This window comes from Fretibacter rubidus, assembly GCF_041429785.1.
Taxonomy (GTDB): Bacteria; Pseudomonadota; Alphaproteobacteria; order Caulobacterales; family Maricaulaceae; genus Fretibacter; species Fretibacter rubidus.
This window is the reverse complement of record NZ_CP163423.1, coordinates 1,082,862-1,099,154: the sequence shown is the minus strand read 5'-3', so window position 1 is coordinate 1,099,154 and position 16,293 is coordinate 1,082,862. Positions and strand designations below refer to the sequence as shown.

General features: G+C 53.8%; 13 protein-coding genes. 6 read left to right on the top strand and 7 right to left on the bottom strand.

Annotation, left to right across the window (positions count from 1 at the left end; all coding sequences use genetic code 11):
* Positions 1-64 precede the first annotated feature (64 nt).
* On the bottom strand, positions 65-1,132 hold the full coding sequence (locus AB6B37_RS05255; RefSeq protein WP_371397846.1) for a prolyl hydroxylase family protein: 1,068 nt from the start codon (positions 1,130-1,132) through the stop codon (positions 65-67).
* Between the two features lie 186 nt (positions 1,133-1,318).
* Between AB6B37_RS05255 and AB6B37_RS05250 the strand changes: the two genes are divergently transcribed.
* Positions 1,319-2,503 carry a VWA domain-containing protein gene (locus AB6B37_RS05250; RefSeq protein WP_371397845.1) on the top strand — a complete coding sequence of 395 codons (1,185 nt, stop codon included), beginning with the start codon at positions 1,319-1,321 and terminating at the stop codon, positions 2,501-2,503.
* A gap of 449 nt (positions 2,504-2,952) precedes the next feature.
* Here AB6B37_RS05250 and moaA read toward each other — a convergent pair whose 3' ends face one another.
* The gene (moaA, locus tag AB6B37_RS05245; protein WP_371397844.1) at positions 2,953-3,975 is read right to left on the bottom strand and encodes a GTP 3',8-cyclase MoaA; all 1,023 of its coding nucleotides are present in this window, start codon (positions 3,973-3,975) and stop codon (positions 2,953-2,955) included.
* Positions 3,976-4,097: 122 nt separating this feature from the next.
* Complete coding sequence (locus AB6B37_RS05240; protein WP_371397843.1) at positions 4,098-5,480, bottom strand: L-serine ammonia-lyase; 1,383 nt, start codon at positions 5,478-5,480, stop codon at positions 4,098-4,100.
* A 117-nt stretch (positions 5,481-5,597) separates the two neighbouring features.
* Between AB6B37_RS05240 and AB6B37_RS05235 the strand changes: the two genes are divergently transcribed.
* A complete protein-coding gene (locus tag AB6B37_RS05235) occupies positions 5,598-6,287 on the top strand; it encodes a nitroreductase (protein WP_371397842.1) in 690 nt (229 codons plus the stop codon).
* On the opposite strand, the gene AB6B37_RS05230 is transcribed toward AB6B37_RS05235, so the two are convergent.
* Positions 6,288-6,929 (bottom strand): YceI family protein, encoded by a 642-nt coding sequence (locus AB6B37_RS05230; protein ID WP_371397841.1) that lies wholly within the window; start codon positions 6,927-6,929, stop codon positions 6,288-6,290.
* Positions 6,930-6,932: 3 nt separating this feature from the next.
* Positions 6,933-7,553, bottom strand: a complete 621-nt coding sequence (locus AB6B37_RS05225; RefSeq protein ID WP_371397840.1) for an NTP transferase domain-containing protein — start codon at positions 7,551-7,553, stop codon at positions 6,933-6,935.
* Positions 7,554-7,594: 41 nt separating this feature from the next.
* Here AB6B37_RS05225 and AB6B37_RS05220 point away from each other — a divergent pair, with 41 nt between their 5' ends.
* From AB6B37_RS05220 to AB6B37_RS05205, 4 genes are all read left to right on the top strand, one after another.
* Positions 7,595-8,785: a molybdopterin molybdotransferase MoeA gene (locus AB6B37_RS05220; protein ID WP_371397839.1), complete on the top strand. Its 1,191-nt coding sequence runs from the start codon at positions 7,595-7,597 to the stop codon at positions 8,783-8,785.
* Between the two features lie 50 nt (positions 8,786-8,835).
* Entirely contained in the window at positions 8,836-9,906 is a 1,071-nt protein-coding gene (locus AB6B37_RS05215; RefSeq protein ID WP_371397838.1) for an RluA family pseudouridine synthase, read from the top strand.
* A gap of 119 nt (positions 9,907-10,025) precedes the next feature.
* Entirely contained in the window at positions 10,026-10,970 is a 945-nt protein-coding gene (rpoH, locus tag AB6B37_RS05210) for an RNA polymerase sigma factor RpoH (protein ID WP_371397837.1), read from the top strand.
* 69 nt (positions 10,971-11,039) lie between these two features.
* A complete protein-coding gene (locus AB6B37_RS05205) occupies positions 11,040-12,464 on the top strand; it encodes a diguanylate cyclase domain-containing protein (protein ID WP_371397836.1) in 1,425 nt (474 codons plus the stop codon).
* Between the two features lie 26 nt (positions 12,465-12,490).
* On the opposite strand, the gene mfd is transcribed toward AB6B37_RS05205, so the two are convergent.
* Positions 12,491-15,982, bottom strand: coding sequence for a transcription-repair coupling factor (gene mfd, locus AB6B37_RS05200; RefSeq protein ID WP_371397835.1), 3,492 nt, complete (start codon positions 15,980-15,982; stop codon positions 12,491-12,493).
* A 15-nt stretch (positions 15,983-15,997) separates the two neighbouring features.
* Positions 15,998-16,258: a succinate dehydrogenase assembly factor 2 gene (locus AB6B37_RS05195; protein WP_371397834.1), complete on the bottom strand. Its 261-nt coding sequence runs from the start codon at positions 16,256-16,258 to the stop codon at positions 15,998-16,000.
* Positions 16,259-16,293 lie beyond the last annotated feature (35 nt).

Here is a 16,293-nt window from a genome sequence, read left to right as displayed (position 1 = left end):
CCCAAGAAAAATCTATTTCAAAGCGCCCAATACGCCTTTTTTTACGGCTGTAAAGTGAAATATTTCAAAGTGTTTTAGCGGGCCAAGGCCAGAACCGTTTTTCCCGAACCCAGAGCGTGATTAGCCATTTTTCACCCTGACTCACAGGCAAACCTGCGTGCAAAGATTGCGGCTGTGGTTTGCTGGTCTCGTCGATATTGGCAAAGACGAGGCTGTCGCCCTGCCCGCCGTTGTGGCTAATGTTGAGCTTTGGGAAATCCGTCTCTCCGCCGTGATAGCCATTATTCAGATAGGTCAGAACCGTCATCCGCCTTTGCCCGCTACGTTTGACTTTGGCGTAATCTGCTTTGTCTTCTGGCAGATAATCATGGTGCGGGCGGTATTCTTGGCCGGGGCGGTAGCGCAAAAGTGCCAGAAATTCACCTTGTTCAGGCGCAGCCCCCGCCAGTGAGGCCAGCTTTGTGATGATTTGCAGCACAGGCAAATCCATACGTGCCGGTAAAAACGCGGCCCCATCTGAAGTGCGAAATCCTGCCTGTTCGCTATGGTCACCGTCAACCACTTTGGACGGCTGCAAGAGCGGCGCCGCGCTCATCATCAGGTAATCACATTGCAGGGGCGTAAGCGCATTCACATGGGCGAAGACGGGCAAATCAGGTGATAACGAACTGGGTTGAATAACGGGGGCGGCATGAAAAATTTTCGCAAGAGAGGTCTTTAACGCGGCACTATCAATCGCGCTCGCGCTTACTGGCGGTTCGCGACGTTCCCATGCAAGGATTAAATCTGCCGCCATATGATCGCCAGATGATGCCGCGCGCATCAACAGCGAACGGGTCAGACCTTTGTCCCCGCGCGCGCCGTCATTAATCACCGCCATATCGCGCAGCAAAGGAGGAAAGCCGCTAACCACCGCGTCGAAATAAAGCGCGCAGGCACGGTCTCTATCGCGCGGGACGCCGCACCCCATCGCAGTCAGTGCAGCAAGCTTTGCTTTGGCAAAAGGCACGACCTGCGCGCTGGACAAAGCCGATGCCGCGCGGTCATAATCACCTGGCATTGGTACGCCGTCTTGGCCCGATATAATTCCCATGGCCGTTGCAATGGCCTGTTTATGGCTGACGTCAATCATAGATAATAGTTAGCAGTTTTTTACGGATTATGGCAGGATAAAATCATAAGCTGTCTAGATAAGCCCCACCAAACCCAAGCCGCCGCCTATCAAACAAATGGTGTGATGCACTTAGCCCTATGACGGACATAAATTGCCACAGCAAGGGGACTTTGTTTTCCCGCCCGCTTAGGTTACATAGCCACTATGTTTCAAACGTTTTTCAAAGAGCTTCGCGCCGCCAAAATCCCCGTTACCATTCGGGAATATCTAACCCTGCTCGAAGGGCTTGATAAAGACGTTGCCCATGACAGTGTTGACGGCTTTTATTATCTGTCCCGCACGGCCCTGATTAAGGACGAGCGTGACCTCGATAAATTTGATCAGGTCTTCGCTCATGTTTTTCGCGGCATGGACTATCTGTCTGATATATTTGGAGAGGACGAGCACGAAATCCCCGCTGATTGGCTGCGCGCTATGGCGGAAAAACACCTCACGCCCGAAGAAATGGCCGAGATTGAAGCGCTCGGTGATTTTGATAAAATCATGGAAGCCCTGAAAGAACGGCTGGAGAACCAAAAAGAACGCCATGAAGGCGGGTCCAAGCATATCGGCACAGGCGGTACATCGCCCTTTGGCCACGGCGGTTACAACCCCGAAGGTGTGCGCATTGGCGGCCCCGGTAAACACGGCAAAGCGGTCAAGGTTTGGGATAAACGCCAGTTTAAAAACCTCGACGGTGACCGCGAAATTGGCACGCGTAATATCAAAGTCGCGTTGCGCCGCCTGCGTAAATTTGCCCGCGACGGCGCGGCGGATGAGCTTGATCTTGACGGCACAATTCGCGGCACGGCCAAGCAAGGCTGGCTCGATATTCAGATGCGGCCAGAGCGTCGCAACGCGGTCAAAGTGCTGACGTTTTTTGATATTGGCGGGTCGATGGATGCCTATGTGAAACAAGCCGAAGAGTTGTTCTCTGCCGCGCGTTCGGAATTTAAACGGCTGGAATATTTCTATTTCCACAACTGCATCTATGAGCATCTATGGAAAGACAATGTCCGCCGTATGAAAGAGGTCACACCGACATGGGATGTGCTGCATAAATTCCCGTCAGATTACCGCGTGGTCATCGTCGGCGACGCCGCCATGAGCCCCTATGAAGTCACCATGCGCGGCGGCAGTGTTGAGCATTGGAACGAGGAAGCGGGCCATGTCTGGCTAAAACGGTTGGTCGATGTCTATCCGCATCTCATCTGGATTAATCCCACGGAAGAAAAATACTGGGCCTATTCGCAAAGCACCAAGATTATCCAAGAGGTCATTGGCGCAGACAGAATGTTCCCTATGACCTTGAGTGGGCTTGAGGCGGCGATGAAGGAATTGGCCAGATGAATTTTGGCGAAGCCAAAAATCATCAACCGATAACGCGTAGACATCCTGCAAGGATGGCTGGCAGCGGTTCGGCTTTCATTATGCGAAGGGGAAACCCATTTAATCCCATTGGGGTTAAAGCATCAAACACGGAATAATGAGGATATTCCAGCGGTTTTACTACTCGCCTATTCCAGCGGTACCCGTGAGTATCAGGCAGCGTGAGTCTCAGCCCTCTTCCCCCGTCATCCTCGGGCTTGACCCGAGGATCCATCCTTCAGCATTGAACCATAACGTATTGATAGACCCTCGGGTCAAGCCCGAGGGTGACGTGTTTTAGACTAAGGTTTTCTGACGATAGATGTTTGAGCGGTGCACAAATTCACGCTAAGACTGCGTGAATTTCTTGCCCTAACGTGCATTTTTTGGGTCGGGCTTTTCTTGCGGAAAACCAAACCCAAGACATTGCACTAACCCCCAGTGACTGACATATACCGCTGTACACTCGGTCCCTGGCCGCGCTTTGATATATCAAAATTATGGCGTTCAGGCTTGGCGCGCATGACACTGTCTAGCAAAGTGTTGAGCGCCTCCTGCGGTGCCTCGCCGCGTAGGGCGCTGCGTAAGTCCACAGCGCCGCCGTGGCCGAGGCAGCTATAGATTTGGCCAGTGCAGGTCACGCGCACGCGGTTACAGCCTGCGCAGAAATTATTTGTCAGCGGTGTGATGAAGCCGAGCCGACCACCTTTCCCTTTGGCTGTCTCCTTCACACTCACATAACGGGCTGGGCCGCCTGTGCGGTGATCTATGTCCGATAATGTGAAGCGCGCGGCCAGCCTATCGCGCACCTCTGATAGCGGGATATATTGATCGACGCGGTCTTCATCAATTTCGCCCAGCGGCATGACCTCGATCAGCGTCATATCCATGCCCCGCCCATGCGCCCAGACCATCATATCGGCGATTTCATCCGCATTGCTTTGCAGAGCGACAGTATTGATTTTGACGCGCAACCCTACGGCTTGGGCTGCGTCTATTCCCTGCATGACACTATCAATTGCGTCGCGGCGCGTGAGCGTTTTAAACAGCGCGCGGTCAAGCGTGTCGAGCGAGACATTGATACGCTCGACACCAAAGCGTTTTAGATCATCCGCAAATCTCGAAAGCTGCGTGCCATTTGTTGTGACCGTCAATTCATCGAGCGCACCCCTTTCGCGGTGACGGCCAAGCCGTTTAATCAAATGCATAATATCGCGCCGCACCAGCGGTTCACCACCCGTGATACGGATTTTGCGAACGCCGCGCGCAATGAAATGAGACGCCAATTGGTCAAGCTCTTCCAGCGTCAGCAAATCGCGCTTGGGCAGAAACGTCATATTTTCCGCCATGCAATAGGTGCAGCGCAAATCACAGCGGTCAGTGACGGACAAGCGCAGATAGGTGATCTGCCGTCCGTAACTGTCGATGAGGGGGCTATTGATGGGTTTATTCATTGGTTAGTTTCATAGTGTTCGCGTGTCTGTCCGGGACATAAAAGCGGTGCACAAAATTTGCGCTAAGGCTGCGCATATTTTGCGGCCCTGTTGTGCGTTTTTTGTTTCACAAAAATCGCACTTTAACATTCGACCACATTGACGGCCAAACCCCCTTGGCTCGTTTCTTTATATTTGCTGCTCATATCAAGGCCTGTTTGGCGCATGGTCTCTATGACTTGATCGAGGCTGACTTTGCTGTGGTGTCCTTGATGCAAAGCGAGCCGCGCGGCATTGGCGGCTTTGACCGTGCCGATGGCGTTGCGCTCGATACACGGAATTTGCACAAGGCCCCCGACTGGATCGCACGTCAGGCCGAGGTTATGTTCCATCCCAATTTCAGCCGCCGAGCAGACTTGCTCAGGCGTACCGCCCCAGACAGAGGCAAGCCCGCCCGCCGCCATAGAGCAGGCCACGCCGACCTCGCCTTGGCATCCCATTTCCGCACCCGAAATAGAGGCGCGTTGCTTATATAAAAGTCCAATACCGCCCGCCGTTAGCAGAAATTTACGGATGTTTTTACGGTTGGCCTCTGTGCCTTCGCCTACACAGTAATGCTTTATGATAGCAGGTATAATCCCCGCAGCGCCGTTAGTCGGCGCGGTCACGACTTGGCCGCCCGCTGCGTTTTCTTCATTCACGGCCATGGCGTACACATTCAGCCAATCAAAGAGTTGTTCGCGTTCATTGGACGGCGGCGCACCGTGGAGCTTCTCCCATATCGCAGGCGCGCGGCGTTTAACCTTTAGCCCCCCAGGCAATGTGCCTTCAGTATGAAGGCCGCGTTCGATACACGCCATCATAACATCGGCAATACGGTTTAAGGCAGAAACAGTCTCCTCGCGCGCACGCATGGCGTCTTCATTGGCGAATATGACTTCATGGATAGTTTTTTGCTCGGTTGCACAAATCGCCAGAAGCTCTGCGGCAGAGGTAAAGGGATGCGGTACAGTCGCTGCCGTGGGCACAATATCATCAGGCAGCGGCGTCAAAAGCTGCGCGCGAGAGGCAATAAACCCGCCGCCCGTAGAATAATAAATCTGGCTGCGCAATTCTGCCCCATCAGCAGATAGAGCTGTCATCTTTATCCCGTTGGGATGCAAATCAGGCGGCGTTTCAAAATCAAAAATAATCGCTGTGTCAGGGTTAAAGCTTATCTCTTTTTGCCCGCCGAGCAAAAGCACATGATCATTATAAACCCGCGCGACCAGCACGTCTGCCTCGCCCGCGTCCAGCGTTTCAGGCTCTAGCCCTAGCAGGCCAAGAATGACCGCCTTGGGTGTGGCGTGTCCAACACCCGTCAGTGCGAGAGAGCCTTGTAATTCTGTCACCACAACGGCCGTATCATCAAACACGCCGTCACGGTGCAGGCTATCGACAAAGCGTTTGCCAATACGAATGGGACCGACCGTGTGAGAGCTGGACGGGCCAATACCTATGCGAAAAATATCAAGAACGGAGAGCATGCGATGCCTTTTATTATTATCGCTAGATTTTCACAAACAACGCCCCGCCGCAAGAGGCGTCTTGACGGTCACCCCCCTTATTCGTTAGTCCGTAATGACATTACTCTAAGGACTATTATGCCCCTCTCTACGTCAAAATCGGTTACTGTTTCAGACGCGCTTGATACACGCATTACCGTGCGTAAATTCCGCGATACCCCTGTGCCAGAGGACACGCTGATGACAATCATGGAGCAAGCACGGCGCACGGCCTCTGGCGGTAATTTGCAACCGTGGCAAGTCCACGTCATGACGGGTCAAACACTGAAAGACTTCGTCGCGGACGGTGTGAAATACGCGACAGAGGGCAATCAGGACGAGCCGACACATCCCGCTTACCCCTCGCCATTGTGGGAGCCGCAACGCAGCTGGCGCTATAAGCTGGGCGAGGATATGTATAAGCTTTTGGGTATCGCCAAGGACGATAAATTTGGCCGTATGGCGCAGTTCCTAGAGAATATGAAATTCTTCGGCGCGCCCGTTGGTATCATCATCACAGCCGATAAACGCTGCCAAGCGCCGCAACATATGGACGTTGGTATTTATGTGCAAAGCCTTATGCTTCTCGCGCGTGAACATGGCCTGCATACTGCGCCGCAAGGGTGGTGGCGCAATTGGCCGACTGTGTGCGAAAAATTCCTTGATATACCAGAAGAGCAAGAAGTTATCGTTGGTATGTCGCTGGGTTACGGCGATCCAGACGTTGCGGTCAACGACCTACGCGCTGACCGTGCGCCCCTATCAGAGACGCATAAATTTTACAGCTGATTACTGCTTTTGAAATTCTCCGTTAAAATGTAGATGCACTGTGTCAAAATCAAATTTGTCACCGGCAACGGATAGCAATCGTGTGATGCCGTAATCGGACCGCTTTATGCTGCCCTTGGCCTCAAACCCCAGCGTATATTTACGGGTCAGCGGATTATTAATCGCGCCGATGAAACGCACGTCAAATGTCACGGGATTGGTCACGCCCTTTAGGGTCAACTCGCCCGTGGCCGTCGCTCTATCTTGGCCTGTCTGCGTGATACCGTTTAGCACAAAGCGCGCTTCGGGATGAGCGCTAGCGTCAAACCAGCTTTCGCCTATTAGCGTTTCCGCGAAGCTGTCATTATTTACATCAAGGCTATCCACTTGCGCGGTCAGCACCATCTTCGCGGCCTCGGGATTAGCTTCGTCAAAATCCAGCGTGCCGTCAATGGTGTTAAACCGCCCCAGATAATCAGACACGCCAAAATGGCTTATCCGAAAGGTCAGCGACGCGTGGGTGGGGTCAAGCGAGTAATTGCCCGTCTCCACCGCGTCTTGCGCATTAGTCTCAGGCGTTGGCGTGAAAGTCGCGCAGGCCGATAAACTCATGGCGGATAGGGTTACAGCGCTGGCGATTAAGAGTGTTTTTGTAAATGTCATAACTTACCTACGGGCCACATCCGCCGCTAGACTTTGGCGGTATAAGACGTCCCAATTTCGTCGCACCACGTCTAGGCTCTCTGGTGTGTCGATATCTTGGGTTAGCGCAGGGTCTAGCGCAACAGTCTTGGCCGCCACTGTCCAGTCCCGCAGTCCTTGATCACCGTCAGAGTGCCTCAGCGCGTCCAACCCCACAGAGCCCAGCGCTGCTGGCGGATGCACGACTGATGCACTTTGGGTAAAGACAACGGGGTTATCACCCAGCGCGTCCAATAAAGCGTGAATATGCCCCGTTGGTACAAGCGGCATATCGGCGAGCATGACCACGGCCCTCTGGGTCTGGCATGCCTTTGCGCCGAGTGCCAAGCTATGCCCCATGCCGCGCTCTGGCGCAGGGTTGTGAATACAGTCAAATCCTGCCGCCTTAAACAGCTCCCAAAGCGCAGTTTTATCTCGTGGGATGACTGCGATTTTATTGCTGAAACCAATGTTAGCCGCGCAATCAATGGCGTGCTGCGCAAGCGGTTTTCCAGCCAATTCAGACAGCAGCTTATTACTCGCGCCAAAGCGCACAGATTGGCCGCTGGCCGGGATTATCACAGTGGTTTGATTAAGGGTCACCATAATCACCTAGCGCCAAAACACGTCTTTGCCTATAGGGGGCTATGATTTCCGTTTCCCAAGCCCTCGCCTATATCAATGACAACCGCATTGAACAGCCCTCTGAGACTGTGTCCCTTAATGCAGCATTAGGTCGGGTGCTAAGCAAGCCCGTCACTGCGACCCTCACCCAGCCGCCTTTATCAGCGTCCGCCATGGATGGTTACGCCGTCAAATTAGACGATGTTAAAACCGCTGGGGCGACTTTAACCGTGATCGGCGAAGCCCCCGCAGGCAGCCCCTTTAAGGGCGCTGTGAGTACGGGCCAAGCTGTGCGTATCTTCACCGGCGGGGCCGTGCCGAACGGCGCCAATACTGTGATTATCCAAGAAAACGTGACCCGAAATGGCGACACCATTACCGTGAATGAGCCGCAAGACGCCGCCCGTCATATCCGTCACGCCGGCATAGATTTTCTGAAAGGCGACCAGCTTATCGCCGCTGGCACCCGCCTAGGTCCGTCAGAGTTGCTAGTCGCGGCGGCGGCGGGCCATGGGACGCTGTCGGTTAAACGACGCCTAAACGTCGCTATCTTGTCCAATGGCAACGAACTCGTCACACCGGGGGAGCCTGTCGGTACGGGGCAAATCGTCAATGCCAATCCAACGGCGCTCGCCGCTTTGATTGCCCAATGGGGAGGCGTCCCGCATATCCTACCGACTGCGCGCGATAGTGTGGACAGCATATTAAAAAGCCTGTCAGCAGCAAGCGATGCCGACATCATAGTGCCTGTGGGCGGGGCGTCCGTTGGCGATCACGACCATATGCGCGGCGCCTTCACCCACGCTGGATTATCAATGATATTTGAGAAAGTTGCCGTGCGCCCCGGAAAGCCAACCTGGTTTGGTGCATTGAGCCGTCAACGCGTTTTGGGCCTGCCCGGCAATCCAGCCTCTGCCGTTGTTTGCGCGCATCTATTTTTGAAACCACTGCTCGGTGTTCACACGCCCATATTGACCGCAAGGTTAGACACGCCACTTGGCTCCAATGGTCCGCGCGAAAGCTATCTTCGCGCTGTGGCTAGTTTTAATAATTCCGGACAGCTTTGCGTGAGCGCGCTCCCCGCGCAAGATAGCGGCTTGATGTCACCGTTCCTCAAGGCCAATGCGCTTTTGCGTCTGAGTCCAGGGCAAAGCGCGCAAAAGGCGGGCGAGAGCGTCGAGATTATCCAAATCGGTGATTTTGCGGCTGTTTAGATATGATTTGCTGGCTTCCCCTGCCCCGTAAAACCCCTTAGGGAGAGCGCATGACAGACACTGACAACATTTCCCCGCCCATCACGGGCACATGGCAGGCCGAGGTTGCCAATGAACCCGATGCGGGCGAGCGTTTGGACAAATGGTTGGCAGGCTGGACAGATTTGTCTCGGTCACGCATTCGCGCGCTGATCGAAACGGGGCAAGTGCGCGCCGATGGTGACGTTAAAACAAACCCGTCAATGAAGGTTCAACCCGGTGTTGAATATGCTGTGCACCTGCCGCCCCCCGTGGATGACAGGCCCAAGCCTGAGAACATTCCGCTGGATATTTTGTTTGAAGATGACCAACTGATTGTCGTCAATAAACCGTCCGGTATGACGGTGCATCCTGCGCCAGGCTCGCGCACGGGTACGCTTGTGCATGCGCTACTTTATCACTGCGCGGATAGTCTGTCGGGCATTGGCGGGGTGATGCGACCTGGCATTGTTCACCGGATTGATAAGGATACATCGGGCGTTATGGTGGTTGCTAAAACCGACCGCGCGCACCGCTATTTGTCAAAGCAATTTGCCAAGCATACGATAGAGCGGCTTTACGTCTGTTTTGTGCGCGGCGCGCCAAAGCCCCGTATTGGAACAATCGAGAGCCGCCTCGCCCGGAGCCAACATGACCGTAAGAAAATCGCTGTGGTGCGCGGTACAGTCGGCGATATGGAAAGCTCGGAACATGGCCGTCACGCCATTACCCATTACGTCACGACCAAAGGTTATGGTCAGCAAATGCATAGCGCCGTCGGCACACCCCAAATCAGCCGCGTCGAATGCCGCCTAGAAACAGGCCGTACCCACCAAATTCGTGTGCACATGGCCCATATTGGCTGCGCCCTTCTGGGGGATCCGCTTTACGGGAAACAACGCGCGTTCCTGACCACCAAAGATCCGGCAGAACTGGCCGTGCGCGAAGCACTCGCAAGCTTTAAACGCCAAGCGCTACACGCCGCGAAACTCGGCTTCATCCATCCCATCACCAAAGAGGAGATGGTGTTTGAAAGCCCTCTTTCGCCCGATATTGCGGACTTAGAGGCCAAATTAGAGCGGTTGAACGACAGCCTGTCTTAAAGCTTTTTAATATCGCAACCCTTTAAATCACTGACGCGTAACCTATATAGACACTTCGTTCAGAAAAATGCGCCGTTTTGGCGGATTAGACCGTTCGGTAAATTGTAGGAGGGCTGTTTATGGCTGATAATAAAACACTGCCGGCAAAAGCGCCAAAGAAAGACGCAAGTTATAGCGGCAATATGAGCCTGTCTGTGGCGCTAAACCCTGAACAGGGCTTAAATCGCTATCTCTCTGAAATTCGCAAATTTCCGATGCTGGAGAAGGACGAAGAATTTCGTCTGGCCAAAAATTGGGTCGAGCACGGCGATACTGAAGCGGCTGAGAAAATGGTCACCTCACACCTGCGTCTCGTCGCTAAAATCGCTATGGGCTACCGTGGCTACGGCCTGCCCATTGGCGAGGTTATCTCCGAAGGCAATGTTGGCCTGATGCAAGCGGTAAAGAAATTTGACCCTGATAAGGGCTTCCGCCTGTCCACATATGCGATGTGGTGGATTCGCGCGGCTATTCAGGAATATGTGCTGCGGTCTTGGTCCCTCGTTAAAATGGGCACAACGGCGGCACAAAAGAAGCTGTTTTTCAACCTGCGCCGCATGAAGGGCGAAATGAAGGCATTGGAAGACGGCGACCTAAAGCCAGAGCACCTCGAGCAGATCGCGACAAAGCTGAACGTCAAAGAAAAAGAAGTGAACGATATGAACCGCCGTATGAGTTACGGCGGGGACAGCTCGCTTAACGTCACAATCGGGTCAGAAGACGGCAGTTCCGAATGGCAAGACTGGTTAGAAGACGATACCGACAGCCAAGAGCATACGCTAGGCGAGAGCCAAGAGTATGACGCGCGCATGGAATTGCTAGGCGACGCTATGGCGGACCTTAATGAGCGTGAGCAGCATATCATTCGCGAGCGCCGCCTATCCGATAGCCCCAAAACGCTCGAAGAACTGGCTGTGATTTACGGCGTGAGTCGCGAACGTATTCGCCAGATTGAAGCCCGCGCCTTTGAAAAACTACAAGAGGCGATGTTAAAGGCGGCAGAGCCTGCGCTTATTGAGGGTTAAACCCAATTTTATCTCGCCCTTAGGGGCGGGCTTAACGTGTCAGAAAGGATTTCTGCCGTAGCTTAGGTTATGTTTGACACGGCCCCGTCCAGTCCTGAATTTGCGCCCGAAAGCGTACCGCATAGCGGCGCCGCACAAAGCGGTAGCGATGCCCCTGCCCTGCGTCTCGTGCGGGTTTTGGTTGTCACGGACGACAACGCCGCCGCTGACCGCATAATTCAGTTTTTAAAACCGTTGAAATTTGATCCGCATATCAGTTTTTTCGATGGCCGCATTTTGCGCGGCACACCCAAGACTGTGCCCCACATCATTCTATTTGCGCTGTCTGATTATGTGGAACATGCGCCGAACCTACAAAAGGCTCTGGGTAAACATTACACAGGTTATACTATTCCCGTTATCGCGGCGCTAAGCCGTAAGGCCAGTATCGACACAAGCGATTTTGATAGCGTCATCTATCCTCCCGCTCATCCCAGCCAGATTGCAACACGGGTGGACAGCATGGTGCGCCTGCGCTCTATGGAGCGCGAAATCATGCGCCGTATTGAAACTCTGTCCAAGGATTTCGATGTTGACTACGTCCTGACTGATGACGCTCTATCAAAGCCGTTTCGCGTGTTGTTTGTTGGCAAGGCTTCACCTGAATTTATGATTGTCATTAATGCGCTGCAAGAAAAGAACGTCGATGTGGTTGCAGCCTTCACGACCTTTACGGCCTTTGATTATCTGCATGACCGTATGTTTGACGCCGTGGTCATGAACGCGCTCCAAGATTGTGAGCCCGCCATGACAATATCGCAAACCATGCGGCGCAATTCCAAACTCTATCATGTGCCGACCCTGTTTCTGATTGACGATAGTTTTGACCAGCACAAAATTGCTTTTGAAAGCGGGGCCCGCGACCTGATTGATGTGAACTCGACAGCCGAGGAAATCAGCGGACGCATATTGGAGTTAGCCAATTATCACCGCATCCATAACCAACTAAAACGTGAATTTGATGATGTCGGCGGTCCGCGTTGTGTTGACGCCGAAAGCGGCACGTTTAACCAAGCATTTTTCTATGCCCATATGGACCGCGTGTGCGACGCCATGAAAGACGGTAAATCATCGGCTGCGATTATGGCGATTAAAGTCGCGCCTAAGGCCGGCTATCCCGTCTCTGACGTGGCCTTTATGAATGCCTGCGCCAATGTCGGCGGCATGATCAAAAGCCTTGTGCGGATGCAGGATATCACGGCGCGTGTCGAGGACGATGTCTTTATGATTGCTTTCCCCGACGAGACAGCCGACAGCATCAGCGCCGTCAGAGAGCGTATCCAAGGCATAGTCGATTGCGCCGCCTTCCAAAGTGATAATTTGGATCAACCGTCTTTCACGGTCATAATGGATATCGCCATTGTCGAAATGTTGGAACATGAAACTAGCGATATGTTTATTGGTAAGGCTATGGGCGAATTATCCCAGGTCACACGTGAAGCGCTTAAGGCCTAAATTGTAATCACTTAAATACTGGCCTTTTAGACGTCACTCGCAATCAACGCCTTCAATGCCCGCTCCACCCCCTTGATACGGTTGGCAGGTTTTTCAAAATGACCATTGACCAAAATTGTCTGATCAGGGCGCAACTTCCAACCCCCGTTTTGCGTGATCGCGTTTAAGATAATACTCGGGTCTTTGACGTCTTGATGACGAATGGTCAGCACCACACCGCGCGGGCCAGCGTCCACTTTTTCAACATGGGCGCGACGGCACAAACGTTTGATTTTCATGACTTTTAGCAAGCTCTCGACCTCATTTGGCATGGGTCCGAAACGGTCAATAAGCTCGGACGCCAGCGCGTCAGATTCTGTGTCATCTTCAATATCAGAAATACGGCGGTAAGTGGCCAGGCGTAGGTTCAAATCTTGGACATAGCGCTCTGGAATAAGGATGGCGACGCCGACGTTCACTTGGGGTGACCAGCTTTGATCGACATGGGTCACGTCTTCGCGTAGCTCTGCTACCGCTTCTTCCAGCATGTGTTGATAGAGCTCCACGCCGACTTCTTTGACATAGCCTGATTGTTCTTCGCCGAGCGGATTACCGCCGCCGCGCATGTCCAAATCATGACTCGCGAGTGTGAAACCCGCCCCTAACGTGTCGAGCGATTGCAGGACTTTTAGGCGCTGCACCGCACCATCTGTCGCGACAAAACCTTCGGGGATGGTCATATAGGCATAGGCCCGCACCCGCGACCGCCCAACACGTCCCCGCATCTGGTAAAGCTGCGCCAGGCCGAAACGATCTGCGCGGTAAATAATCATCGTATTGGCGCGTGGAATATCAATGCCACTCTCGATGATAGAGGTCGACAGCAGGACATCATATTGCCCATCGTAAAAGGCCGTCATGATATCTTCCAACGCCCCACCCGACATTTGCCCGTGGGCGATAACGTATTTCACCTCTGGCACATGGGTCTGCATGAACTCCTCGAGGCGTTTCATATCCGCGATGCGCGGCGCGACAAAGAATGTCTGACCACCGCGATAACGCTCTCGCAATATGGCTTTGCGAATAGAGATTTGGTCAAAAGGCGAAACATAAGTCCGCACGGCAAGGCGGTCGACGGGCGGCGTCGCAATCAGGGATAAATCGCGAATACCCGATAGCGCCATTTGCAACGTGCGCGGAATAGGCGTCGCCGTCAGGGTCAGCACATTCACATCGGCGCGCAGCGCTTTTAGCTTTTCTTTATGCCCGACGCCAAAGCGTTGTTCTTCATCGACAATCAAAAGGCCCAAATCGCTAAATTTAATGGTCTTCGCCAGTAGCGCATGTGTGCCAACAATGATCTCGCAACGGCCAGAGGCCAACGCCTCTTTGGCCTCTTTCGCGTCCTTGCTGGACACTAGCCGCGAGAGCTGCCGCACATTGACGGGCCAGCCCCTGAACCTGTCGGCAAATGTTTTAAAATGCTGGCGCGCGAGCACAGTGGTCGGCACAACAACGGCGACCTGTTTGCCCGACATCGCCACGGCAAAGGCCGCGCGCAGAGCCACTTCGGTTTTACCAAAGCCCACATCACCGCAAATCAATCTGTCCATCGGCCGGCCGCTGGACAAATCTGTGAACACGTCATCAATAGCGGATAACTGATCATCGGTTTCAGCATAGGGAAAGCGCGCGCAAAATTCGTCATAGACGCCGTCGGGGATATTAATCGGTTCTGCCGTTTTCATCGCGCGTTGGGCAGCAATTTTAATCAGCTCACCCGCCATATCGCGCAGCTTGGCTTTGGCCTTGGCCTTACGCGATTGCCACGCGACACCGCCAAGCTTATCCAGCATCGGGTTTTCAGGCCCTGCGCCGTATCGCGACAAAAGCTCGATATTTTCAACAGGCAGAAACAGCTTGGCCCCACCGTGATAGGCCAGTTCCAAACAATCATGCGGCGCGTCCTGCACGGACAGGGTTTTAAGTCCCAGATAACGTCCTAAGCCGTGATCAATATGAATGATCAAATCACCGGGTTGCAGGGCAGCGGCCTCTGTAATGAAGTTTTTGGCTTTGCGTTTTCGACCACGGTTTACAAGGCGGTCACCCAGAATATCTTGTTCAGAGATTATCGCCAAATCATCAAAGACAAAGCCCTGCTCAATCGGCAAGATAACGCGGCGCACAGACCCCTGCGGAATAGACAGCGCATCTGGTCCGCGCACGTCTTGCTGCACAGGCATATCGTGATCATCCAGCACATTACCCAGACGGTCGGTCGAGCCTTGCGTCCAGGAGGCCAGCAGCACGCGTTTTTTCACCGCCCGCAGCGCGCGAACATGCTCTATCACGCTCTCAAAGACATTGACCCCTTCGGTCTGGCGTTCGGCGTTGAAATTGCGCCCCACACGACCGCCAAAATCAACAAGGTTATCCATGTCGGGCACAAAGGGCGTATGCTGGCGCGTGGTCAGCGGCGCTGTTGTTTCCGCCCATTCATCAGATAACAGATAAAGCCGTTCAGGCGGCAGCGGGCGGTAAACGCCTGCGGTTTTGGCGGGGTCACCAGACCCACTATCGCGGGACTGGGCGTATTGATCGCGGCTTTCGTAAAAATCTTTGATTGTGTCTTCGCGCTCGGCTTTGGCCTCGTTTAAAAGCCCGTCATAAGCAAAGAGCGCCCCCGGCCCCGCATAATCAAATATCGTCTCGGTCAGGTCATAAAACAGCGGTAGGAAATGCTCCACGCCCTGCGGACGAATACCGTCAACAACAGAGGCATACATGGGGTCCGCGCTAATGCCGCCGCCAAAGGCCGCGATGTAATTACGACGAAAACGGCTGGTGTCGTCCTCGCCCATGAATATTTCCGAGACAGGGGCTAACTCGACCTCTGTGAGTTGCGTTGTCGTGCGCTGGCTATCGACATCAAAAGCGCGGATCGTCTCTAGCTCATCGCCGAAGAAATCCATACGGATGGGTTCTTCAAAACTTGGCGGAAAAATATCAATCAGCCCGCCGCGAATGGCAAAATCGCCCGGCTCCATAACAGTAGACGCGCGCGCATAGCCATTGACCGACAGATAGCCTTCCAAATCCTCACGCCGTAAATGCTGGCCTACGCGCGCAGAAAATCCGGCCTCGCGGATGATACCCCGCGGCGGCACGCGCTGCATCATGGACGATATTGTGGTGATAATCAGAAGCGGTAGGTCAGGTTTTGTCTTGGCTAGCGTATAGAGCGCCGCAGCACGCCGCGCTGCCGCATTGCGGGACGGCGATACGCGGTCAAAGGGCAAGCAATCCCAGGCAGGCAGAACGACTTGAGCGATGTCAGGGGCAAAAAACCGTGCCGCATCGGCAAAATTGGCGGCGCGCATTTCATCGCGCGCGACAAAGACAATCCGTCCCTGCCCCATTTCCTTCACACGGCGGCGCAGCGCGCGCGTCACGATTAAGGCGTCCATGCCTTCGGGCAGGCCAGCAGCCATCAAGTCAGGCTCTGGCCCAGCATATCGGTGGAGTTGCAGCATGGTGATTAAGGGTGCTTAGGTCTTAGTCAGCGGATCAAAGGCGCGCAGACGTTCCAAAATTGGCGTGTCATAATTGGCGGGTACAGCCAGGCGGCCTGTTATCCAGTCATAAATATCATGGTCCTTGGCCGTCAGCAGATCTTCAAATTGCAAGACCTCTTCATCCGTCATGCTGTCCATATAGGTTTTGGCAAAACCGCCCAGCAGCAAGTCAGCCTCTTTAAACCCACGGTAATTGGCGCGGTAAATCAGGCGTTTGCGGCGGGGGTCTGTCATTAACGGCTCCAATGGCGTGGGTTGCGCTGTCCTCT